The following is a 22,254-nucleotide window of genomic DNA, read 5'->3' on the forward strand; positions in this document are numbered from 1 at the left end:
CGGGCGGGGGCGGCCCTTCTCAGTCAGGCACCGCGCCCGTCCCCAGTTGATCGGATGGGATGGCAGACCCGCAGGATCGTGGACGGGCCGCCATCCCGGCATGTATTCAGCCCGGGCGAGGGGGACAAGGCCCCCGGACCGCCCCGGCCGAGAATCTAGCCCTGCCGCCCCGCGTCACCGGCCACGACCACCATGGCCGGCTTCAGCAGCCGCCCGTTCAGGGTCCAGGCTGGGGTCCAGGCCTCCAGGACAGTGCCGGGCGCGATGCCCTGCGGCGCCGGCTGCTGGCTCATCGCCTGGTGGATTCGGGGTCGAAGGGCTGCCCCTTCGCCTCGCGGCGGACGATGCCGTTGCGTTCCAGCAGCGAAAGGAAGCTGCGCTCCACCCCCTCGAAGCCCTCGCGCAGCTTCGCCATCAATTCCGGCTCGCCCCCGGCGGGTGGCGGCAGGGCATCGAGGCCGCGGCGGAGGTTGTCGGCCGCCTCCACCACGTCGCCGGCGAATTTCTGGATGGCGTAGTTGCGGGCATCCGCCACCAGCTTGTCGGTGCGGGCGCGGAGGTTCTGGGTCTCGGCCTCGGCCCGGAGCCAGCGGTCGCGCAACTGCGCCACCTCGGCCTCCAGGGCGGCGATGCGCTCGGCTTCCGTCGGGATGGCTTCGGATGTCGAGGTCGGCTGTTCCGCCGGCACAAAGCCCGGCGGCATCTCGGCTGGATCGCTCATGGTGCCATATTCTGTTGGGGCCGCCCGTGACCGGGCGCTTCGGCCGTCAGGTAGTCTCTACCGGGCGCCAGGGCAACCGGTGGGCGGTGCTTCTCCAGTTCGTGGCAAGTGGGCAAGGGCGTGGCGAGGCACCATCGCGGCCCGCCTTCCGCCTCGAATTCAGGAGCTTCCCTGCCCATATCAGGGCCATGCCCGCGACGCCCGATTTCACCCCTTTGCTGGCCGAGGCCCTGCATCGCCGCCGCGCCGTGCAACTGCTCTATGACGGCGCCTGGCGGGTGGTGCATCCGCATGCGCTGGGCCGCACCGGCAAGGGCAAGCTCTCGCTGCTCGCCTGGCAGACCGCCGGGATCGGCCGCTCGGCCGAGCCCGAGGGCTGGCGGCTCTTCGACCTCGGCCGGGTGGCGGCGGCGGAAACCCTGCAGGCCAGCTTCGCCCCCCGGCCGCAGCCGGCCTCGGGCCGCTGGACGGCGGGGATCACGGAGGCGATCGCGGCCCTATAGGGCCCCGCAGCGGTCAGCCGCGCGCGAGCGAGCGGCAGCCGTGGGTCCGGCCGCCCCGCATGTAGTGCAGTTCCGGTTGATAGCGCTCGCCCGGGGTCGGGGTCCGCAGGCCGCGCAAAAGGGCCTTGGCCGTGGCCCGCCAGGCCAGGCGCCCGGTGCCGCGGCGCGCGGCAGGGGCCTGTGACAGGCGAAGCAGGATGCCGGGAAGGGCGAGTTGGCAGGCCATGACCGACCTCACATTTCCGACATATACAATAAACATTCCGTGATACCGGTCAAGCACGCAATCGCTTGGCGGCGCCCTGCCCACGCTCCGCGTCAGCCCTCCGTCGCCGCCGGCAGCCAGACCCGGAAGCTGGCGCCGCTGCCCTCCTCGCTCTCGATCAGCAGCAGCCCGCGATGGCGGTTCACGATGTGCTTGACGATGGCGAGCCCGAGGCCGGTGCCGCCGGCGCTGCGGGACCGGCCGCGGTCCACCCGGTAGAAGCGCTCGGTCAGGCGCGGGATATGCTCGCGCGGGATGCCCGGCCCGTCATCGCTGACGGCCACCAGCACGCCGGGGCGCGCGGGCAACCGCCCTCCACCCTCCACGCGGGCCACCGAAAGCTGCACCGTGCCGCCCTCCCGCCCATGCCGCACCGCGTTCTCCAGCAGGTTCCGCACCACCTGGGCGAGTTGCTCGGCATCCGCCGGCGCCGCCACCGCCGCTTCGTCGAGCGACTGCGCCAGGGTCACGCGGCGGCGGCGGAGCAGCGGCTCCAGCGCCGCCGCCTCGGCCCCGGCGATCTCCGCCAGCCGCGCCGCGCCGGTCGGCGGCTGATGCTCGTTCAGCTCGATGCGGGAGAGGCCGAGCAGGTCGTCGATCAGCCGCCGCATCCGCTCGGACTGCTCGGCCATGATCGCCAGGAAGCGGCTGCGCGCGGCGGGATCGTCCTCGGCCGGGCCGCGCAGGGTCTCGATGAAGCCGATCAGGCTGGCCAGGGGCGTGCGCAGTTCGTGGCTGGCATTGGCGACGAAATCCGCCCGCATCCGCTCCACCGCCCGTTCCCGGGTGCGGTCGGAGAGCAGGATGACGAGCCGCCCGCCATCGGCCAGCGGCGGCTCCATCGGGATGACCCGCAAGGCGATCTCCTGCGCCGCCGAGACCGGCAGCGCCAGATCGGCGATCTGCGGCCGTTGCTCCGCGAGCGCCCGGTCCACCGCATTGGCCAGGGTCGGATGCCGCAGCAGCGCCGCCACATCGCCGCCCCCCCGCGCGCGAGCCTCCGGCGCCGAAAAGCGCACGGGCCGCGGCATTGGCGCGCAGCGGCGCCCGTTCCGGCGAGAGCACCAGCAGCGGGTCCGGCAGGGCCTCGACGATCGCCGCATCGGCGCGGCGCAGGCGGTCCACCAACGCGCCCCGCTCGGCCAGGGCGCGGGCCAGGCGCGCCACGCCCTCGGCGATCTCCGCCACAGCCGGCAGCAGGGGGGTGGTCTCGGGCGGCACCAGCCTGCCCTCCCCGGCGGCGGCGCGGCGCAGCGATTCCACCAGCCGCGCCAGGTTGCCGATCCAGATCCGGGCCAGCATCAGCGCCGCCAGCAGGCAGGTCAGCAGCGCCACCAGGCCGGGCGCCGCAGCAAGCTGCCCGCCGAGCATCAGCGCCAGCAGCACCAGCGCCGGCACGCCGCCGATCAGCCCGGCGGCGCCGAGCACCCGGGGGAAGGACGGCCGACCCATCGGCGCGGCGGGCGCCGCCTTAGAGCGTGATCGCTTGAGGTGCCCGCACCGAAATGCGTGAATCACGCGACCAAACAAAGGCCTGGAGCATGATGCGTGAACGAAGGTGAACACATCATGCTCTAGGTGCCCGGCGCGCCCGGCACCGGCGCCGGCTGCACCAGCCGCGGCTCGCCCGAGGGATCGAGCGCGAAGATCGCCAGGCCGCGCTGCGCCAGCCCTTCCGGCAGCAGGCGGATCGGCCCGTCGGCGCCCATCATCGGCTCGCCCACCGGCGGCTGGCCGCCCGGGTCGCGCACCGCGCGGCTGGCCAGCGCCGCTGCATCATAGGCGATGCCGGCCAGCCGCGGCGGCCGCTCGCCGAAGGCGGAGGCGTAGCGGGATTCGAAGCTCGCCCGCGCCGAGGGGTCGGGCGCCGGGAACCAGGCATCGGCCAGGGCCGGCTCCTGCGCCAGGGAGGCATCCTGCGCCCAGAGCGCGAGGCCGAGGATGCGGCCGCCGGGGCAGCGCCTCGGCCAGCGCCGCGGCGGCGGCGCGGGCGCCGGCGCCGGCCTCGCCCAGCACCACCGCATCCAGCCCCTCCGGCCCGGCCTGGGCGGCGAGGTTGCGCGCCGCCAGCGCCACGTCGCCGCGCGGCGGATGCAGCACCACCACGGGCGGCGCCAGGCCATGCGCCGGCGCCCAGCGCTGCAGGGCGGCGGCGAGGCGGCGGCCGAATTCATCGGCCGGCGCCAGCAGCCCGAATTGCCGTGCCCCCGCCGAAGCGGCGGCCCCGGCGACGCGCTCCACCTGTTCCGCCGGGGTCATGCCGAGCACCCAGACTCCGGCCCCCGCCTGGGCGGAATCGCTGGTGAAGGCAAGCAGGGGCGCGCGGGCTGCCCGCGCCGGGGCGGCGGCGGCGGCGGTCTCGGACAGGGTCAGCGGGCCGGCCAGGGCGCGGGCGCCCTCGGCCAGGGCGCCGCGGGCGGCCTCGGCAGCGCCGGAGGCGGTGCCGCCGGTATCGCGCGGCAGGAATTCCACCTGCGGGTCCGCTTGGTCGAAGAGCGCGAGCTGGGCGGCGTTCAGCATCGCCTGGCCGAGCGGCCGGTTCGACCCGCTGAGCGGCAGCAGCAGCCCCACGCGCTCCCGCCGCACCTCCGGCAGGGCCGGCGCCAGGGGCTGGGTGTAATAGGGCGAGGGGGCGGCGATGACCGGCGGGGCTTGCGGGGCGCAGGCCGCGAAGGGCAAGAGCAGCAGCAGCAGGGCCGCCGCCCGCCGCCGGAGCCCGCCGGTGGCGTTGTGCGACGACTGCGGCATGGAGCAAGACGGACCTGGCAAGCGAACCTCCCGAAGCATCTGCGCCCGAAGCGGCGGCACCAATTGGCATCTCCCCTGGCCTGACCCTGGTGGCGACGCCGATCGGCAATCTCGGCGACCTGTCGCCCCGCGCCCTCGACACGCTGCGCGGCGCGGACGCCGTGCTCTGCGAGGATAGCAGGGTAACCGGCGCCATGCTGGCACGACATGGCGTTTCGGTGACGCTGATCCCTCTGCACGAGCACAACGAGGATGGCCAGACCCCGCGGGTGCTCGACCGGCTCAGGGCCGGGCAGCGGCTGGCGCTGGTCTCGGATGCCGGGACGCCGCTGGTTTCCGACCCAGGCTACCGGCTGGTGCGGGCGGCGATCGCGGCGGGGCTGCCGGTGGGCGCGGTGCCCGGGCCGAATGCGGCCATCATGGCGCTGACGCTCTCCGGCCTGCCGCCGCATCCCTTCCTTGTTCCTGGGCTTCCTGCCGGCCAGGGCGGCGGCGCGGGCAGCGGAGGTGACGCGCATCCGGGCGATCGAGCGCGCCGGGCTGGCCGCCACGCTGGTCTTCTACGAGGCGCCGCACCGGGCGGGCGAGGCGCTGGCGGCGCTGGCCGAGGGGCTGGGCGGGGAGCGCCCGGCGGCGCTCGCGCGGGAGTTGACCAAGCGCTTCGAGGAGGTGCGGCGCGGCAGCCTGGCGGAACTGGCGGCGGCCTATGCCGAACAGGCGCCGCGCGGCGAGGTGGTGCTGGTGGTCGGCCCCGCGCCGGCGGAGGCGACCGGCGAGGCGGAGCTGGAGGCGCGGCTGCGCGATGCCATGGAAGCCGGCATGAGCTTGCGCGATGCCGCGGCGGCGGTGGCGGCGGCAACGGGGCTGCCGCGCCGGCAGGTCTATGCCCGGGCGCTGGAACTCGGCCGCGGATGAGCGAAGCGGCGCGGGAGGCGCATGCACGCCAGCGGGTGCTCTGGATGAACCTGCTGTTTGCGGCGGGGCTGGCGCTGGTGCTGCCCTGGTTCGCGGCGGGGGTGATTGCGCATGCCTGGGGGCCGGCGCGGGGGACGCTGTGGTCCAGCCACCATGCCTATGCGGTGCGGACCTTCTGGTTCGGCCTCCTGGGCGGCCTGGCGCCGCTGCTGGCGGGGGCGCTGGGGGTGCCGTTGCTGGTGCTGGTGTGGGTGTGGTGCGTGGCGCGGCTGGTGCGGGCGTTCCTGGCGTGGGATCGGGGGGGAGTGGATTACGGATCCGGGGCGGTTTGTTTAGGGGCGGGCAACGTGGCAGGCGGGCTGGTCTTAGATGTTTACTGGCCGCTTGGCCCTTTTCAGCGGCTTAAGGACGTTCGGCCCAAGCCGCTTCGAAACCGCTTAAAGCCTGAACTGGATCGGTGGAGCCGAGTGTCGAGTTCTCTTTGCGCCGCAGCCGGTCCTAATTAGATTAGCATGAGGAAACACCGCTACGGACTGCGGGGCAATCCGGCCGCCGCACACGTATTCCGCACGCAGGATAGAGACTCATGCTCGAGACAGAGTTCTTGCAACCTGATAACGAAGAGATACGCCACCAAATCCGAGGCGTGCTCGACAGTTACAGCCATGAATGGGACCTCTTATCTGAGCTCCTTCAAAACTCAGTTGATGCAATTAGGGAGAAGACATCCGGTAAAGGCCATATTAGCTTGTTGGTCGATGCCCCAGCTCGAATAATCAGAGTGCGCGATAATGGTGTAGGAATAAACCCGGCTGAAATTGCAAGGCTTTTAAGGCCATTCGGCACCAACAAGTCAAATAAGCCGAAGCAAATCGGCGAGAAGGGAGTTGGGCTGAAGTTCGTTATGTTCTCAAGTTCTAAATTGAAGGTCTCTACGAATGGGGCGAATGGTCCCTGTACAGCCAGTATTGTTGATGCTGCGTCATGGTTAAATTCCGAGAACCAGCGTCCTTTGTTGTTAACGGTAGTTGGAGGCAGCGAAATTGCGGAAGGTACAGAGGTAGAGATCACAATAGATGATGAGAACCACCCTGTTTTCAACTACAGTTTTTTTGAGCTTCTTTTTCTGCTGCGGACCCGAACGGCTTGCGGTGACACAGGATTTATTTGGGATGACCTTTTAGACGCAGACACGAAATTCACGCACATCGATAAGGGTGGAAAGGTGCAAGAGTCTGAATTCGAATGCAGATATCTTCTTCCGACAGAATGCGCCAATAAGAATGAATACGTTTCGATAGACGATTTTCAGGCTTGGCTTAAAGAAAGTGATCGGAGTGATACCGAAAAAAGACGGAGACTTATGAATAAAATCGTATTTGCGAGGGGGAAAAAGCGGCAAGGCGGGAGGGAGATTAGATACTGGTCGTGCTTTGTTCCTCGCCGAGAATTCTGGAAGGCATTATCCCAAAATTTCGGGATTGAATATCCTGAAGATGATGGAGATCTCTCTATTGAAGAATTACTTGGCGTTGGATTTTCAGGAGGCTTCAGCACGTCCACAAAAGGGATGCCGACAGGTATCTCAATAGAGATGAAGCCTCGTGGGTCTGCTGGATATGTTCCGAATTTTTTCATCATTGTCGATGATCCGTCATTGCGTTTCGATATTGGCCGCAAGTCTATTCAAGGTCGTCAGCAAGGTATGTTGCGCGAGATAGCCTATGAAAATTTTCGCGAATATATAAACAGAACCCGAAAGTACATGGGTGGAGCCGTTGACTCTGATGCAACTGGATGGGACCGGGACGAGCTTTTTGAGGAAATTAACGAGCTTCCTGATCTTGGAAGTGATAAGTCAAGATTCTTGAAGCGCCCGAATAGTCAGGAAGCGACCGTCGCTGCTATGTTTTTTGAGCAGATTGGGCGCGGCGAATTTCAGGAGTTATATCCCTTGATATCGGGCTATAAGGGACGGTATGACCTTTATGCCAAATGGAAGAACCGGCGAGTTGTGCTTGAGTTCAAGTATGACCTAGCCGGCTTGTTTCGTGACTTTAGTGACGAAAAGAAGATGTTCGACGAGATTAATGTGGTTGTTATTTGGGAGGTCACTGAAAATGATCGGATACTTGCCGCTAGACGTGCGATGACGGTGGAGGAGGTCGAGGGATCTAGTTTTGCAGTGAAGCAGATTTTTCCGGGTGTGACAAAGACGCTGAGCTTGGGGGATGTCAATCCGATCAATGTTATTGAACTTAAACCACTACTCGGCGCGTAGCGGCCATACAGTTTGAATGATATCGGCGAGCGTAGGTCCTGACCTAAGCGGTGCCCGGTAGCGCTCGCGCGCCCGGCACCACCTCCCCTTTGCGAGTCGATACTCCTTCGATCAGGAAAAAGGCTCGCTGGTATGATACCGGTAGCTGCTACTGGCAATAAAGGCCACGGATCGCGTCCAAAGCCCCTATGGCAGCCGAGGGGCCTTTCCGAAATCTAGCCTGATCGAGATCTGCCCCTATCGCAACAATACCGGCAACATCGCATCCAACCTCAACCTTCCCTCCCCCGTCGCCCGCAGCCACCCCGCCGCCGTCCATTCCAGATACCCCTCCTCCAGGCACGCCGCCAGCATCGCCGGCTCCAGCGCCTCCGCCAGGGCCACGCCACTCCGCGCCTCGATCCGTGCCGGGTCCACGCCCTCCGCCAGCCTGAGCCCCATCAAAAGCGCCTCCCGCGCCCGGTCCGCCGGCGCCAGGCTTTCCTCCGCGGTGATGGCATGGCCCTCGCGCTCCACCCGGGCCAGCCATTCCTCGGGCGCGCGGTGGCGGCGGATGGCCAGCAGGGCGCCGTCCCGCATCACGCGCTGATGCGCGCCGGGGCCGATGCCGAGGTAGTCGCCATAGCGCCAATAGACCAGGTTGTGCCGGCTCTCCGCGCCCGGCCGGGCGTAGTTGGAGACCTCATAGGGCGCCAGGCCGAAGCGCGCCGCCTCCTCCGCCGTCGCGGCATATAGCCGCGCGGCCTCCTCCGGCTCCGGCAGGGCGAAGGCGCCGCGGGCATGTTCCGTGGCAAAGCGCGTGCCCGGCTCGATGGTGAGCTGATAGAGCGAGAGGTGGTCCGCCACCAGCGCCAGCGCCTGGCGCAATTCCGCCCGCCACGCCGCCTCCGCCTGGCCGGGCCGGGCATAGATCAGGTCGAAGGAGATGCGCGGGAACAGCCCGCGCGCCATCTCCAGCGCCGCCACCGCCTGGGCGGCGCTGTGCCGGCGGCCGAGGAAGCGCAGCGCCTCCTCCTCCAGCGACTGCACGCCGAGCGAGACGCGGTTCACCCCGGCATCGCGGAAGGCGGCGAGCTTCCCGGCCTCGACGCTGGTGGGGTTGGCCTCCAGCGTCACCTCCAGGTCGGCCGGCGCCTCGAACAGGGCGCGGGCATCCTCGATCAGTGCGGCGGCGGTTTCCGGCTCCATCAGGCTCGGCGTGCCGCCGCCGAAGAAGATGGAGGCGAGCGGGCGGCGGCCCGCCCGTTCCGCCTCGAAAGCCAGTTCGCGACGCAGCGCGGCGCGGAAGCGGGGCTGCTCGATACGCTCCCGCACATGGCTGTTGAAGTCGCAATAGGGGCACTTGGCCTGGCAGAAGGGCCAGTGGATGTAGAGGGCGAGGGGTTCCATCGCGGGATATATAGGGGCAGGGACGGCGCAAGTCCGGGGCAGGCCTGCCCGGATGGCGGCCGGGGCTTGCCAGGCCCGCCCCGCCCGGTGCCAAATCGCGGCAACCCCAAGGGAGGACCCGACCATGCCGACCACCGTGAAGGAGATGCTCGCCGCCGCCAATGCCGCCGTGCCGCGCATCGGCGCCGAGGAGGCGAAGGCGATGCACGCCGCCGGCAAGGCCGTCTTCATCGACCTGCGGGAGCCACCGGAACTCGCGGCCTCCGGCACCGTGCCCGGCGCCCTGCCGATCCCGCGCGGGCTGCTGGGAATTCCGCGCCGATCCCACGAGCCCGGACCGCAACCCGGCCTTCACCCGCCCGACCGTCATCACCTACTGCGCCTCCGGCGGGCGGGCCGCGCTGGCCGGCAAGCTGCTGCAGGATCTCGGCTATGCCGATGTGCGGAACCTCGGCGGCTTCAAGGACTGGGTCGAGGCCGGCGGCGCGGTGGAGAAGGGCTGAGCCTCCCGGTCGCCCGGAGGCGAAGGCGGAGGGCGTGGCTGGTGTCGGTCAGCAGGCGGCGCTCGCGCCCTGTGGTGCGCTTGCCGACATTCGTGGCCGACCGAGTCCGCCCGAGGCCCCCCTTTCCGCCGCCCGGGCGGTCTGGCTGCCGAGGATGCCGGCACTCGGGTCGGGCTCTCGCCTCCATCCTGGGCCGCGTTTTCACTGTGCAGGAAGCTCGTCCTCGTCATCCTGCTCCGCATAGGTCGGGACGAAACCCACCTGGCTCTGCACCATGACCAGGATGCCGAGGACGCAGCCGCAGAACGCCATGAGGTCGCCCCATATGCCGGCGTGGCCGACCTTCCACCGGACCAGCCCTGCGATCGCCGTGGCGACCGCGAAGATGCCGATCCACATCCACATGTTCCGGCCGATGTGTCCGCTCACGTAGGAAGTTGTTGCCCGATAAGCCCGTATTGGCATTGGGAGGCTCCACTGGTGTCTGCTTACCCGGCATGGCACCAAAGCTATCCGACCCCTGCGAGTTCCAGACTTGGCAATTGCGCATCCCGCCCTGGACAGCACCCTCGGGGGTCCAAATCTGCTCGGAGGCGGACCTGGAGGTCGCCTTCGGGCGGCTGGATTCCGAAACGACGGCCGGCTTGGCCTCGGCATCGGAGCTGCCGTCCAGGATGAGTAGCTCGGCCAGGGTGGCACGGAGCGCCGCGTCGCTTTCGATGATCAGGATGGGACGGGGGCGGACATGGAACCTCCGAGGAAGAGGCCTGGCGGCATGTCGAGGAGGCTCACCGGCTGCGCCCGGCAGCCTGCGCGGTGTATTTCCCATCAAGAACGTTACTGCACAGACAGGAAACCCTTGTTACGGCCTCGTGCTTGCTCTGGGTTCAGGGAGGAGCGCCATGCCAAGCAACGTTCGAATCGCTATGGTTGCCGCTGTGGTGGCGTGCGTCAGTCCGGCAGCGGCAAGCCCCATTTACGGTGCCGCGCATCGCGGCCACGACAACCAGCGGGAAGTCCATCGGCATCACGGCCGTGACCATCTGGGCGGGCACTACAGCAACGAGAGTCTACGGGGCTGGTCGCATGCCTATCCGGGCCATTACCAGCCTGTGCCCGTTCCCGAGCCTGCCTCCTGGGCAATCTTCGGCCTGGGGCTGCTTGGGCTGGGGGTGGCGCGGCGCAGGAAACGGTCGGCATAACCTGGGCAGCAACCTTCACACTCCCTCGGTCATGCGCGGGTCCGCATCGGCGAACAGCCCGCTATTGCTGATCGCCGGCCTGCCGGAGGCGCCCTCTCGACTTTGGCCATGCCAGGGCGTCGAGAGGTCAGGCGCGGATCCAGAAGGCGGGCTCTGAGGCGATGAAGGCGAGCGCATCGTCGGTGCCGAAGATGGCGCCGAACGGACCGGCCGGTCCCCCAGCCCCATAGCGCCACCAGAGCAGCGCGATGCGATCACCGGAGGGGAGCAGCTTGGCCCGCGCTTCGCCGCCTTCCACGGCCTGCTCAGCCGCTGGCTCTCGGCCGCGGGTGGCGTGGTGTTGAACGTGATGAGGGAGGAGTTGCCGGAAGAGCGGCAGAGCCGCTTCGGCGTCCGGTTGGCGCTATGATGGTCCTGCCATCAGGGCGCGCGATTATTTGGGAGGGGCTGCCGGTGCTGATCCTGCCCCCCTGTTGCTCAAGGCGGGGATGCCGGGGCGAACCATGGCCCTGGCCAAGCGCTCAATTCCGGCCGACAGGCATGAGGGAGGCAAGACCAATGGCAGGGATGTCCCGCCGCACGATCATCGGCATCCTCGCCGCAGCGCAAGCGGCCCGCATCGCGCGTGCTCAGAGCCGCTGGCGCCCGAGTGAGACGGTCAAAATCATCGTTCCTGCCGCTCCCGGCGGCACTACTGACATCATGGGCCGGCTGCTCGCCAACTATCTGCAGTCGAGCTGGGGCCAGAATGCGGTGGTGGAGAATAAATCAGGGGCAGGCGGGACCATCGGCACCATGGAGGTGGTGCGCGCCCGGCCGGACGGGCACACCATGCTTATGGGCAATATCGGCCCGCAGTCCATCGCCTACTCGCTGTTCCGCAACCTGCCTTACGGACCCGGGGACCTGGTCCCGGTCTCCAACATGATCCGTGGGCCCAACGTGCTGGTGCTGCACCCCTCGGTGCCGGCGGGCTCGGTGCCGGAGTTCGTGCGCTACCTGAAGCAGAACCCGGGCAAGCTCAGCTACGGCACGCCGGGAATCGGCCAGTCGCCCCACCTATCGGGCGTGTGGTTCCACCAGTTGACGGAAACCCGGGGCGTGCCCGTGCACTACCGCGGCGCCGCGCCGGCGATGGTTGCGCTGGTCGGTGGCACCATCCAGTACATGTTCGACAACCTGACCTCCGCGATCGAGCAAGTGCGTGCTGGCCGCGTGAAGGCGCTGGCGGTGACCAGCGCGGACCGCAACCCGCAGCTGCCCGACCTGCCGGCGCTGCGCGAGACCATGCCCGAACTCGCGGACTACGACGTCAGCACTTGGTTCGGCGTCTTCTACCCGGCCGGCGTGCCGGAACCTGCGGTACATGCCCTGAACGCAGAACTGAAGGTACTGCTCGACCGGGCCGAGACGCGGCAGCGATTCGCCGAGATGGGCGGTGTTCCCGCTTACGGCACGCCGGAGCAGTTCGCTGCCTTTGTGCAGGGGGAGATCGCCAAGTGGCGAGGCGTCATCCGCAAGGAAGGGCTGGAGCTGGAAATCGGATGACCCCGAGGAACATGGCGGCGCGGATGAAACCGGGGGCCGACGCGCCGCCGTTGCCAGCCGCGCCGGCCGCGCCGGCCGCGCCCCCCCTGTGCGGCACCGGCGGCCGCAGGAGTGGCCCTTGCTTCAGGCATCGGCCATGGTGATGCCGAGTTCGTGGATCACCTTGCCCCATTTCGTGGCATCGGCCCGCAACCTGCCAGCGAAGGCGTCCGGCGTCTCGTTCACCACCTCGACACCGATATCCGCCATCCTGTCCCGTACCTCCGGCAACATCAGGGCCCGGTTGATCTCGGCATTGAGGCGGACCACCAGATCCCGTGGCATGTCCTTCGGGCCAAGCGCCCCATACCAGACGGCCATTTCATAGCCAGGCAGGGTTTCCGCCACGGTCGGCACATCCGGCATCAGGCGGGAGCGCCGCGCCTCGGTCACGCCGAGTAGCCTCAGGCGGCCGGCCTGCACATGCCCAAGGGTCTGGGTGCCGGCGCTGAACAGCAGTTGTGTCTGGCCGGCAACCGTTGCCAGAACCGCTGGCGCGCCGCCGCGGTAGGGGACATGCACCATGTCGATACCGGCCATCCGCGCGAACATCGCGGCACAGAGATGGTTGGTCGATCCGGCGCCGGCGGAGGCGTAGGTGACTTTCCCGGGACTGGCCCTCGCGTAAGCGATGAATTCCGCAACGGTGTTGGCCGGCACCGAAGGGTGAACCACCATGGTATTCAGCACGAAGGCCAGCAGCGAGATCGGCGAGAAGTCGTCCACGCCATCGAAGGGCATGGTGCTGAACAACGCGCCGTTCATCGCATGCGTGCTCATGGAACCGAACAGCAGGGTGTAGCCATCCGGCACGGCGCGAGCGACGACGCTGGAGCCAATATTGCCCGAGGCGCCGGAGCGGTTCTCGACCACGAAGGGCTGGCCCATGGACTGCCGCAGGGGCTCGGCGATGACGCGGGCGAGGATGTCGGTGGACCCTCCCGGTGCCCAGGGGACGATGATGGTGACGGGCCGGTTCGGGAAGTGGCCCTGGGCGCGAGGGCTGCGGGTAGCGGCAACCGCCCCTGCGGCCGAGCCGAGTGCTGCCGAAAGTGCCGTGCGGCGTGTCAATCCGCTTGCGTTTGCCATCCTCGTTGCACCCCCGCTGAATTCCTGTCCGCCCACACGGCGATGACGATGACGCCGGCCCAGGCCAGCGCGACGAGGTAGTCGCGCGCGACCCACCCTGCGGTGAGTAGGGCCTGGTCCTGCGGCTCCATCCCTCAGCCCTGAGGATGCGCCAGATGCTGTCGCGGTTGAAGTGCGGCAGGAAATGGCTGACCACGAAGGCGAGGTCGTCGAGGGCGAAGTTGGTGGCCCGCCGCAGGGCGCAGACCACGGCCCGCTCCTCGTCGGTGGCCTTCCAGGGCAGGTGCTACGGCCGGGCCGAGTGGTCGAGGCAGTCATCCGGGCCGCGCTTGCGCCACTTGCGGATGGTTTCCCTGCTGACGCCGAAGCGCCTGGCGAGATCGCCGGTGCTCTCGCCGGACTCGCTCTTGTCCGCTACCGGACGCCACTAGGCCAGAGTACCACGCGGAATGTCTGCAGGATGATCAGCAGGTCGAACAGCACGCCGGCGTTCTTCACGTAGTAGAGGTCGTAGCTCAGCTTCGACCGGGCGTCGTCCAGCGACGCGCCATAGGGGTAGTTGACCTGCGCCCAGCCGGTAAGCCCTGCTCTGACCAGGTGCCGCTCGTTGTACAACGGCAGCTTGGTGGCGAGCTCCCGCGTGAACTCCGGCCGTTCGGGCCGGGGGCCGACGAAGGACATGTCGCCGTTCAGCACGTTGAAGAGTTGCGGCAGCTCGTCAATCCGGCTGCGGCGGAGCAGGCGGCCGGCGCGGGTGACGCGCGGGTCGCGCTCCGCCGCCCAGACCGCGCCGGCCCGCTCGGCATCCACCCGCATCGTGCGTAGCTTCATGATGCGGAAGACGCGGCCTCCTCGGGTCACCCGCTCCTGCCGATAGAGGACGGGTCCCCCGTCCCCGAGCTTCACTACCGCCGCGGCGGCCAGGAGAATGGGGCTGGTGAGCAGCAGCACTGCCAGGCTCACCCCGATGTCGAGAGCACGCTTGAGCACGTGATCGAGCGGGCCAGCGGCAAAGCCATCAGCGTAGAGCAGCCAGCCCAGCTCAAGCCGCTTGAGATCGACACGGCCGATTTCGTTCTCCAGAAAGCCGAGATATTCGGCGACCGGGAACCCCGCGGTCCGGCAGGCCAGGAGGTCCCGCATGGCCATGCCCCGCCGCTCGTCCGGAGCGACAACAACCTGGTCGGCGCGGAAGCGCTGGGCGGCGGCAAGGAAGCCGGCGGCGGCGGGCAGGATGTGGTTGGCTGGATCCGTGGCCAGGCGGGGGTCCACTTCGCCCATCGCGGGGTCGTGGACGATGGCGATGTCGTAGACGGGCGTGCGCCCCTCCTTTCGCAACAGCCACACCAAGTCCCAGGCACGGCGCCCGGCACCGATGACGAGAAGGCGGCGGCGGAAAGCGCCGCGCCGCTGCAGCGCGAACACGATGGCACGGGCGGTGAATCCCGCGGCGGTGAAGCATGGCACCGCGATGGCAAAAAGGATCGGGGAGCCGGGGCCGCCGAGCGGTGGCGGAAGGAGTGCGACCGCGGCCGAGGCCACGAGCCCGCCGAAACCAGCGGCGAGTGGGGCCCGGCCGAGGGACCTGCGGGCTTCCGTCAGGGCGTCGCGCCGGTACAGCCCAAGGGCGTAGAGAAACACCAGATAGGTAGCCGGATACAGCAGCAGCGGGACAAGGCCGGGCTGCCCCTGTGGCGGCAGGTGCTGGACGGCCAGCGCGGCCGCAAAAGGCCAAGTGGTGCCGGCGAGGAGCGCATCGAGGAGGAATAGTGCAGGTCCGACGGTGGGCCTCCAGCGTCGGATCCGGAGCGTCTCTGTATCCGAAGGCGCATGATCCCGCCGATAGCCGGGTGTGGCAGTTCGGTCGGAGCTTTCACCCCGGCGGATTGATTTACAGGTATGTCCCACAACCACAAATATATATGACGCGCAGCCCCGTAACAAGCGACACAGATGACCAAAGCTTTCATTCAACCTTGTGCATACGGGCTCCGTCACTGCCCTCCACGGGTTCGGCCGCCGTGCCCTGGGACTGCAGGGCCAGCGCGCGCGCCATCTGGCTCAGCGCCTCCTGGTGCGCCTCGTTCTCGATCAGCGTGAAGTTGCGCACCAGCTCCAGGCAGAGGCGCTGGCGCGGCGATGCTTCCTGCGGCCCGCCCCCCTCCGCCAGGCCTTCGAAGAACCAGGCAATGGGGACGCCCAGGGCCTGGGCGATCCCGAACAGCCGGCCGGAGGAGATACGGTTCATGCCGCGCTCATATTTGTGCGCCTGCTGGTAGGTCACGCCGATCAACTGAGCCAGCTGCTGCTGCGACAGCCCCAGCATGACGCGTCGCTCGCGGATCCGCTGGCCGACATGCCGGTCCGCGTCGGTGACGCGCTGCGTCTGCGGCTCCTTGTCCCCCTCCTCTCGGCTTCGGCTTGCAACGGCCACGGCATTGGCTCCCACCTCTGTTCGGGGCAACCTAGCCATTCATTGCGAACCGCAACGAAACATCCCCGGCATAGGCTGCCATTGCACAGCCTTGTGACCTGCGTCTCCAGGCCGAGCTCGCTCGGGCCCTGCCCGGTTTGTCCGCAACCAGTCCGGAGAGCGAGCATCGCCCCCAAAACGGAACTGCAATCGAGACGGGGGCAGGGCATCGGTCGTCACATGGACAACGCGACGCATGAATGAGCCGGGAATGGGGAATTGGTGGTTGCCCTGAGTGCCCCGGGCATGGGCCGAGGCGCACGTCGCCTCCATGCGGCGGGATGACGGGGGCTTCCCCGGCGTCGGCGCGACGCACCGGTGGGGCCGTCGGGCGCGGCGCGCCGCCCGATCAAGAGGGTGGCACCCGCTCCTGCGCCGCTGCGCCGAACAAGCGGGCGAAGTCGGCGAGCTCGGCGGCGTTGAGGTCGGAGACGGCCCAGAACGCCATGCCGTCCTGCGTCCAGTGGACCACGGCATGGCCGGTGTCGCGCGCCGCGCCGGCGGCATCCATGCGCCGCGGCGCGGTGGACGTACCGGCCGCGGCGTCCGGCCAGACGAAGACATTGATGACGTGGCCGCGCCGCCGGTAGACCAGCGCCGCCACGGCGCGGCCGTCGAGGTAGTCGAGGCGACCGCCGGCCAGCGGGAATCCGGCCTCGGCGAGGTCGGGCGTCGGCGGCGAGAAGTCGAGCCGGCCGGCGAACCAGGGCTTCACGGTGTGGCGGTCGGAGGAGGCGACATCCGCCAGGTGGCTGGCGCCCAGCAGTGAGCGGACATGCCCCGCCACCACCTCGCGCCGGAGCTCGGTGGCGGCCCCCCCCTTGCGGTCCCGGCAAGGGCGGCGCCGCAACGAAGACGATGGCCGCGAGGCCGGCGGCGAGGGCAAGCCCCGGCAGCCTGGCGCCTCTCCACCACCGGCGCGGCGCCGCGGTGCCGGCGCTCACGGCGGCGGTCGCAACGGCGAGCGGGCGCCGCAGCCAGGCCGGCGACGGTGCCGTAGGCGTGGCGATGTCCGCCTCCACCGTCGCCAGGACGCGGGCGCGCAGCCGCTCCGGCGCGCGGTGGCGCACTCCGTCGCGCCGGAGCACCTCGCGTACCGCGCGCAGCTCCGCGAAGGCCGTGGCGCAGTGCCCACAGCAGCGGAGATGCGCCTCGCAGCGCAGCGCGTTCGCTGCGTCGAGCTCGCCGTCGGCGTGGGCGTGCAGCAGCGTCTCCATCCCGGCGCAACCGGCCTCATTCTGGCCGCTCATGCGTCCCTCCTCAGGTCTCCGGTGGCGCGCCGCCACGCCTCGCCGAACATCTGCCGCGCCCGCGCCAGGCGCGACATCACGGTGCCGATCGGCGCCCCGGTCACCTCGGCGATTTCCCGATAGGAAAGCTCCTCCATCTCGCGCAGCACCAGCGCCTCACGGAAGGGCTCCGGCAGGCGCGCCACCAGCGCCTGCACCGTCGCCGCCTCGTCCGCCTCGGCGAGCGCCTGCTCCGGCGTCGCCCCGTCCGGGTCAGGGAGGTCCGACCCGGCCCCGTCCTCGGGATCGTCCGGCCCGGTCGGCAACGGCACCGTGCGGCCCAGGCGCCGCTCCCGCGCCCAGTCGTAGACGCGGTTGCGCACGATCTGCAGGATCCAGGCCCGCGGGTCGCCACCGCGGAAGCCGTCGAAGCCGCGCAGCGCCCGCAGATAGGCGTCCTGGACGATGTCCTCCGCCACATCCGCATCACGCGCGAGATGGCGTGCGAGATTGTAGGCGGCGTCGAGCTGCGGCAGCGCCAGCTCGCGGAACCGCCGGGCGCGCTCAGCGGCCTCGGCGGGGCCTGTGGCCATCACCACGGCGGCCGCGGCCGCCCTACCATCCCCGGCCGGCTGGTTCCCGGCCGGGGCCGGCTCGTCCCCGGCCGCGGTGTCTTCGCGACACGGCCGGAGGGTCCGCAATGGTACGACCTTGCCTGGCATGCCGCTCCCCGCGACGGTGACTGTCCATCCCGAAAGACCCTCCAGCCGCGCATTCTATTCCCGGATGGCTGCGGCCGTCGCCGTTCAACGGCCGAGGCTGCCGGTGCGGGCCAGGGGCGCGGGGGGGGGCCTCGGCCATCTCGGCAGGCCGGACGGCCCGCTGCGCCTGGAGGGCTTGCCGGACCAGTTGATCGATCCTCGCCTGCTCCTGCCGGTCAGCCTCGACGTTGCCCGTGATGACCTGCTGGATCCATTCCTCGGTCCTTGCCTCCTCCTGCGGGTTCCAGCTGTCCTCGGCGAAGGCCGGCGCCTGCAACGCCGTCGCCGCGGCGAGGGCAAGCACCGCGGTCCGGATTCCATTGGGTCCGCTCATGGTCTGAGTCCTCCTGTGTGTCCGGTTGCGGCGGGGTTGGCGGCGACGGCCGCGCAATCTCCCCCGGGACACGGCCGCCGCGCCGCCTGGGCCTCGCCGAGACCGCGCCGAAGCCGCATCCACCCACCAAGACCGGCGCGGGGCCGCGTTATTCCACGCCGCCCCGATGCGTCGGCCGGGAATAAGCCGGAGCATGCCTCGGTCCTCCTCTCCAGCGGGCACACCGCGGAGGACAGCATGACGAACGACGCCCCCGACCGCCGCCAGGCGCTCACCTGCATGCTCTGGGCCGGGACCGGCCTGCTCTGGACCGTCCGCGGCGGCGTGCCGCGCGCGGCGCTGCTGGCTGGCAGCGCCCAGGCCGCCGGGATGGATGCGGCCGGTGACCTCGCCTTCATCCAGATCAGTGACAGCCATATCGGCTTTCGCAACCCGCCGAACCCCGACCCGGCCGGGACGCTCGGCGAGGCGATCGGCCTCGTGCGGGCGCAGCGCGGACAGGCCGAACTGCTCATCCATACCGGCGATGTCAGCCACCTCTCGCGCCCCGCGGAGTTCGACAACGCCGAGGGGCTGATCCGCGGCGCCGGGTTGGAGGCGCACTACGTTCCCGGCGAGCACGATGTCCTGGTGGATAACGGCAGGCCGTTCTTCGAGCGCTTCACCAGGGGCGCCCAGGACGGGGGCTGGTACAGCTTCGACCAGCGGGGCGTGCATTTCCTCGGCTTGAACAACGTCATGGACCTGCGCGCGGGCGGCCTCGGCCATCTCGGCGAGGCGCAGCTCGCATGGCTGGAGGACGACCTGCGCGGCCGTTCCGCGAGCCAGCCGGTCGTGGTCTTCGCCCACATCCCGCTCTGGACCGTGTACGAGCCGTGGGGCTGGGGCACCGAGGACGGGACGCGGGTGCTGTCCTACCTCAGGCGCTTCGGCTCGGTGACCGTGCTCAACGGCCACATCCACCAGGTGATGCAGAAGGTCGAGGGCACCCTTGCCTTCCATACGGCAATGTCCACCGCCTTCCCGCAGCCAGCACCCGGCGCCGCGCCGAGCCCGGGCCCGATCCGGGACCTGCCGCCCGGGCGGCTGCGTTCGCTGCTCGGGATCACCACCATCCGCGAGGTCCGCGGCCGGCAGCCCCTCGCCATCATCGACACGCCGCTCGGTGCCTGAGCGGCTGCGCAGACCCACGGAGCAGGCAAGATGGATCCCTCACCGCAACCGCGGCGCCGAATGCCGCTGCTCGGCCGCCGCATGCTGGCCGCCGGCGTACTCACCACCGCCGCCACCTTGGCCAGTGCCCGGCCTCCGATGCCGGCGACCGTCCCGGTGGCCATGGAAGACGCCCATGCGGGCGAGGCGGCGGTCACGATCGACAACTTCACCTTCGCGCCGCCGGTGATCACCGTGGCGGCCGGAACGCGCGTCGTCTGGACCAACCGCGACGACATCCCGCACACGGTCGTCGGCACGGGAGACCCGCGCAGCCTGCGGTCACCGCCGCTCGACACCGACGACCGGTTCGCCTTCACCTTCGCCGCGCCCGGCACCTACCGCTACTTCTGTTCCCTGCACCCGCACATGCAGGGAACGGTGGTGGTGCGGTGATGACCGCGGCGGGCATCATGGGTGTCCACGCCCGCGGTGGCGGACACCACGGGCACGGGGAACGACGAGCTCCGCCTGATGGTCCGATCGGCGTTGATCGGACCCGGGACGGGCTCGCGGAGGTGACTCGAATGGCGGCGCCCCTGACCCCCTTCGGCCTGTTCGAGGCGCACCTGACCGTCCGCGACCTTGCGCGGTCTGTAGCCTTCCACCGGGACGTCGTCGGGCTGGAACTCGCGCAGGTGGCCGAGCGCCGCAGCGTGGCCTTCCTCTGGATCGATGGGCGCGACCGGGCAATGCTTGGTCTGTGGGGCGGCTCCGGTTCGCCCAGCACCATGTGCCTGCATCTGGCCTTCGCGCTCCCGCTCCACGACGTCCTCGCCGCACCGGCGCGCCTGCGGGCGGCGAGCGTAGAGCCGCTGGGCTTCCATCTGGAGCCGGCCGCAGAGCCGACGGTCATCGGGTGGATGCCGGCCGCCTCGGTATACTTCCGGGACCCGGCCGGACATGGCCTCGAAGTGCTCGCGATGCTGGACAAGGCGGATCCTGCGACCCTGCCTGCGTTGCTGCTCGAGGCGCCGGCAAAGGTCGGCACGCTCAGCGCCGGGCTGGGGGGGCATCACCGCCGAGCGCAAGCGGCAATACAGCGGCACGGCGGGCCGCATCGAGAACTGCCAGTTCGGCGAGTTCCTGGGCTATGCGGGGTTCTTGTCCACCATGATGGTGTGCGGATTCACTGTATGTGCGTGCCCGAGCGCCTTGCGGAAGAACTGCTCCGCCGCCGCGTCCCGCTTGGCCGATTCTCGCCGGCCAACATCGTCCCGGGTGTCGGTTTCACACCGGGCAAGAGGCTCAAGAGCCGGCCCGCTTCCCATGGAATTACCCAGCGGCATCGGCTTGGCGTCCACTTCAACCGCATCCCCGTGAACGCGCCGAAGTGCCCGTTCCACCGATAATTTCGGGACGCCACCGGCCGCGGAGGCTCACTCCACGCCAGATCGACATCCTACGCGAAGAAAAGCTGGTCAGGTCTCCACCACCAGCCGTTCCGAGGAGCATTGCGCGACGCAGGCCAGCAGGTGGGTTCGGCGCCGTTCCGGCGTTAGCACGCGGTCGCGGTGGATAGGCTCGCCTTCGAGCCAGCGCACCTCACAGGCGCCGCAGATGCCACCCTCGCAGGAGGCATCGACCTTGGCGCCGAGTTCCCATAGGGCCGCCAGCATGCTGCCGCCGGGCTCCACTTCCATCTCGCCCCTGGTCGTGGACCGGCATAGCGTATAGGCCTTCGCGCCCTCGGCCGCAGGCAGTGTCGGCGGGACGAAATGCTCGATTGATGTGGTTCCCGCCGGCCAGTTGCCGGTCGCCTCTTCGAAGCCGTCCAGCATCGCTTGCGGCCCGCAGCAATATGAATGGAGGCCAGGTGCCGGGCCGCCGTCCAGTAGTGCATCCCAGGAGGGCCGGGCCATCTTCGTCGTGTCGTAAACCCGTATCCGGCCGGTCTGCGCGCAGCCCGCGAGAGCCGTTGCGCAGGGAGGCTCTCCGCGGGACAGGACGTGCAAGGCCCACTCAGCGCGGCGCCGCTCGAACTCATGGGCCATGGCGAGGAAGGGGGTCACTCCGATCCCACCCGCGACCATGACGTGCCGGGCGGCGCCATCGGCGATCGGGAAGGTGCAGCGCGGCATTGAGGCAGCGACCACATCACCTTCGTTCAGCACGTCATGCACCCAGGCGCTGCCGCCGCGGGATGTGGTCTCGCGCTTGACCGCGATTTCCCAGGTGTCCGCCCGCGCCGTGTCCCCGCACATGCTGTAGGCGCGGTGGCCGATGCCAGGCACATGGATGTCGAGGTGGGCGCCCGGCTTCCACCGGGGCAGCGGCCAGCCGTCGGGGTCCTGCAGGACGAGGCGGCGCGTGCCGGGCCCGTCCGGGATGGCCCGCCGGACCACCAGCGTGATGTGCTGCGGCATGGAGCGGCTACTCCGGCCGGATCTCGTCACCCACGCGCACCGTGCCGCCGACGAGGATGCGGCAGTTGAGGCCGGAGCGATGGACCATGGCGTCGAAGACCTGCTTGTCCAGGATCTGCTCGATGTGGCGGCAGGGAACGGACAGGCGCGTCGCCTCCACCAGACAAGGGCCGATGCGGAACCGCCTGCCGACCAGCCAGTTCAGCGGCACGCCCCTAGTGGTGATGTTGCGCCGATGCTCCTCGGGCAAGAACTCGACCTTGTAGTCCCTCGAGATGGCCTCCAGCACCTCGCTTTCGAACAGCGTGACCTGGCGCCCCTCCTCCGGCTTCTCCGAATAGTAGCCCTGCTCGACGCCGATCATGTAGCGATCACCCATGATGCCGCGTCCGGCCACGAGTTCGACGCTCTCCTGCGGCCGCATGGGCAGGAAGGCGCGGGCGGTGATGTGCAGGTGGGTGACGGCGCCGTTCCAGGTGGGGGCGCGCAGGAGTGTGGTTCCAGGTCGGTTGGCTTCGATGGTTGCTTCGGGCATCACGGCATCACCTCGGTCGTGCCTGCGCCGGCCGGGAGCGGCCCGCCGATACGCTCGGCTGCCGCTTCGGCCGACAGGCTCTGGATCGACTGCATCTTCGATCGTTCCCGGCAAGCGGTCACGACCACGGACCATGGCACG

Annotated in this window: 22 protein-coding genes and 5 pseudogenes; 11 read left to right on the plus strand and 16 right to left on the minus strand. The window is 69.2% G+C overall.

The features are described 5' to 3' along the window. Positions 1–155 precede the first annotated feature (155 nt). Positions 156–721: pseudogene (locus KSF81_RS01630) on the minus strand (nucleotide exchange factor GrpE). A gap of 188 nt (positions 722–909) precedes the next feature. On the opposite strand from KSF81_RS01630, the gene KSF81_RS01635 reads away from it, so the two are divergent. Further along, positions 910–1,224, plus strand: a complete 315-nt coding sequence (locus tag KSF81_RS01635; protein ID WP_217377450.1) for a WYL domain-containing protein — start codon at positions 910–912, stop codon at positions 1,222–1,224. 13 nt (positions 1,225–1,237) lie between these two features. On the opposite strand, the gene KSF81_RS01640 is transcribed toward KSF81_RS01635, so the two are convergent. The 4 genes from KSF81_RS01640 to KSF81_RS01655 all read right to left on the minus strand — a co-directional run bounded on the left by KSF81_RS01640 (position 1,238) and on the right by KSF81_RS01655 (position 4,237). Then, complete coding sequence (locus KSF81_RS01640) at positions 1,238–1,450, minus strand: hypothetical protein (RefSeq protein ID WP_217377451.1); 213 nt, start codon at positions 1,448–1,450, stop codon at positions 1,238–1,240. Positions 1,451–1,542: 92 nt separating this feature from the next. Then, on the minus strand, positions 1,543–2,520 hold the full coding sequence (locus tag KSF81_RS01645; RefSeq protein ID WP_254453311.1) for an ATP-binding protein: 978 nt from the start codon (positions 2,518–2,520) through the stop codon (positions 1,543–1,545). A gap of 543 nt (positions 2,521–3,063) precedes the next feature. After that, positions 3,064–3,240 (minus strand): hypothetical protein, encoded by a 177-nt coding sequence (locus KSF81_RS01650; protein ID WP_217377452.1) that lies wholly within the window; start codon positions 3,238–3,240, stop codon positions 3,064–3,066. Between the two features lie 25 nt (positions 3,241–3,265). Beyond that, positions 3,266–4,237, minus strand: a complete 972-nt coding sequence (locus KSF81_RS01655) for a penicillin-binding protein activator (protein ID WP_217377453.1) — start codon at positions 4,235–4,237, stop codon at positions 3,266–3,268. Between the two features lie 62 nt (positions 4,238–4,299). On the opposite strand from KSF81_RS01655, the pseudogene rsmI reads away from it, so the two are divergent. The 3 genes and pseudogenes from rsmI (at position 4,300) to KSF81_RS01670 (ending at position 7,433) form a co-directional block, all read left to right on the plus strand. Continuing rightward, a pseudogene (rsmI, locus tag KSF81_RS01660) lies at positions 4,300–5,152 on the plus strand (16S rRNA (cytidine(1402)-2'-O)-methyltransferase). After that, a complete protein-coding gene (locus tag KSF81_RS01665) occupies positions 5,149–5,658 on the plus strand; it encodes a hypothetical protein (protein ID WP_217377454.1) in 510 nt (169 codons plus the stop codon). The pseudogene rsmI and the gene KSF81_RS01665 overlap by 4 nt, the downstream one beginning before the upstream one ends. Positions 5,659–5,738: 80 nt before the next feature. Then, a complete protein-coding gene (locus KSF81_RS01670; RefSeq protein WP_217377455.1) occupies positions 5,739–7,433 on the plus strand; it encodes an ATP-binding protein in 1,695 nt (564 codons plus the stop codon). Between the two features lie 237 nt (positions 7,434–7,670). On the opposite strand, the gene hemW is transcribed toward KSF81_RS01670, so the two are convergent. Beyond that, the gene (gene hemW / locus KSF81_RS01675; protein WP_217377456.1) at positions 7,671–8,822 is read right to left on the minus strand and encodes a radical SAM family heme chaperone HemW; all 1,152 of its coding nucleotides are present in this window, start codon (positions 8,820–8,822) and stop codon (positions 7,671–7,673) included. 161 nt (positions 8,823–8,983) lie between these two features. Here hemW and KSF81_RS01680 point away from each other — a divergent pair, with 161 nt between their 5' ends. Further along, the gene (locus KSF81_RS01680; RefSeq protein WP_217377457.1) at positions 8,984–9,325 is read left to right on the plus strand and encodes a rhodanese-like domain-containing protein; all 342 of its coding nucleotides are present in this window, start codon (positions 8,984–8,986) and stop codon (positions 9,323–9,325) included. Positions 9,326–9,526: 201 nt separating this feature from the next. Here the strand turns inward: KSF81_RS01680 and KSF81_RS01685 are convergent, their stop codons facing one another. Continuing rightward, positions 9,527–9,754: a hypothetical protein gene (locus KSF81_RS01685; protein WP_217377458.1), complete on the minus strand. Its 228-nt coding sequence runs from the start codon at positions 9,752–9,754 to the stop codon at positions 9,527–9,529. A gap of 680 nt (positions 9,755–10,434) precedes the next feature. Here KSF81_RS01685 and KSF81_RS31790 point away from each other — a divergent pair. Beyond that, a pseudogene (locus tag KSF81_RS31790) lies at positions 10,435–10,527 on the plus strand (PEP-CTERM sorting domain-containing protein); the annotation flags it as partial. 127 nt (positions 10,528–10,654) lie between these two features. Here the strand turns inward: KSF81_RS31790 and KSF81_RS01695 are convergent. Then, the gene (locus KSF81_RS01695; RefSeq protein WP_217377460.1) at positions 10,655–10,825 is read right to left on the minus strand and encodes a hypothetical protein; all 171 of its coding nucleotides are present in this window, start codon (positions 10,823–10,825) and stop codon (positions 10,655–10,657) included. Positions 10,826–11,085: 260 nt separating this feature from the next. Between KSF81_RS01695 and KSF81_RS01700 the strand changes: the two genes are divergently transcribed. Further along, entirely contained in the window at positions 11,086–12,075 is a 990-nt protein-coding gene (locus KSF81_RS01700; RefSeq protein ID WP_254453312.1) for a tripartite tricarboxylate transporter substrate binding protein, read from the plus strand. Between the two features lie 123 nt (positions 12,076–12,198). On the opposite strand, the gene KSF81_RS01705 is transcribed toward KSF81_RS01700, so the two are convergent. The 6 genes and pseudogenes from KSF81_RS01705 to KSF81_RS01730 all read right to left on the minus strand — a co-directional run bounded on the left by KSF81_RS01705 (position 12,199) and on the right by KSF81_RS01730 (position 17,498). Further along, a complete protein-coding gene (locus tag KSF81_RS01705; protein WP_254453313.1) occupies positions 12,199–13,185 on the minus strand; it encodes a tripartite tricarboxylate transporter substrate binding protein in 987 nt (328 codons plus the stop codon). Between the two features lie 304 nt (positions 13,186–13,489). Next, positions 13,490–13,600, minus strand: a pseudogene (locus KSF81_RS31795) (helix-turn-helix domain-containing protein); the annotation flags it as partial. Between the two features lie 17 nt (positions 13,601–13,617). Then, on the minus strand, positions 13,618–15,177 hold the full coding sequence (locus KSF81_RS01715) for a TIGR03013 family XrtA/PEP-CTERM system glycosyltransferase (RefSeq protein ID WP_217377462.1): 1,560 nt from the start codon (positions 15,175–15,177) through the stop codon (positions 13,618–13,620). Next, positions 15,170–15,637, minus strand: a complete 468-nt coding sequence (locus KSF81_RS01720; RefSeq protein ID WP_309139440.1) for a helix-turn-helix transcriptional regulator — start codon at positions 15,635–15,637, stop codon at positions 15,170–15,172. The genes KSF81_RS01715 and KSF81_RS01720 overlap by 8 nt, the downstream gene beginning before the upstream one ends. A gap of 388 nt (positions 15,638–16,025) precedes the next feature. Then, positions 16,026–16,526: an anti-sigma factor gene (locus KSF81_RS01725; RefSeq protein WP_217377464.1), complete on the minus strand. Its 501-nt coding sequence runs from the start codon at positions 16,524–16,526 to the stop codon at positions 16,026–16,028. 396 nt (positions 16,527–16,922) lie between these two features. Continuing rightward, positions 16,923–17,498: a sigma-70 family RNA polymerase sigma factor gene (locus tag KSF81_RS01730; protein WP_217377465.1), complete on the minus strand. Its 576-nt coding sequence runs from the start codon at positions 17,496–17,498 to the stop codon at positions 16,923–16,925. 739 nt (positions 17,499–18,237) lie between these two features. Between KSF81_RS01730 and KSF81_RS01735 the strand changes: the two genes are divergently transcribed. The 4 genes and pseudogenes from KSF81_RS01735 (at position 18,238) to KSF81_RS31805 (ending at position 20,564) form a co-directional block, all read left to right on the plus strand. After that, the gene (locus KSF81_RS01735; protein WP_217377466.1) at positions 18,238–19,173 is read left to right on the plus strand and encodes a metallophosphoesterase; all 936 of its coding nucleotides are present in this window, start codon (positions 18,238–18,240) and stop codon (positions 19,171–19,173) included. A 60-nt stretch (positions 19,174–19,233) separates the two neighbouring features. Further along, positions 19,234–19,608 carry a cupredoxin family copper-binding protein gene (locus KSF81_RS01740; RefSeq protein WP_217377467.1) on the plus strand — a complete coding sequence of 125 codons (375 nt, stop codon included), beginning with the start codon at positions 19,234–19,236 and terminating at the stop codon, positions 19,606–19,608. 131 nt (positions 19,609–19,739) lie between these two features. Continuing rightward, positions 19,740–20,117 (plus strand): annotated as a pseudogene (locus KSF81_RS31800) (VOC family protein); the annotation flags it as partial. Between the two features lie 231 nt (positions 20,118–20,348). After that, a complete protein-coding gene (locus KSF81_RS31805; RefSeq protein ID WP_375293362.1) occupies positions 20,349–20,564 on the plus strand; it encodes a catalase in 216 nt (71 codons plus the stop codon). 69 nt (positions 20,565–20,633) lie between these two features. Here KSF81_RS31805 and KSF81_RS01750 read toward each other — a convergent pair whose 3' ends face one another. Further along, a complete protein-coding gene (locus KSF81_RS01750; protein WP_217377468.1) occupies positions 20,634–21,578 on the minus strand; it encodes a PDR/VanB family oxidoreductase in 945 nt (314 codons plus the stop codon). 7 nt (positions 21,579–21,585) lie between these two features. Continuing rightward, positions 21,586–22,113: an MOSC domain-containing protein gene (locus tag KSF81_RS01755; protein WP_217377469.1), complete on the minus strand. Its 528-nt coding sequence runs from the start codon at positions 22,111–22,113 to the stop codon at positions 21,586–21,588. Between the last annotated feature and the right edge of the window lie 141 nt (positions 22,114–22,254).

It is taken from the genome of Siccirubricoccus sp. G192, assembly GCF_019084075.1.
Classification (GTDB): Bacteria; Pseudomonadota; Alphaproteobacteria; order Acetobacterales; family Acetobacteraceae; genus G192.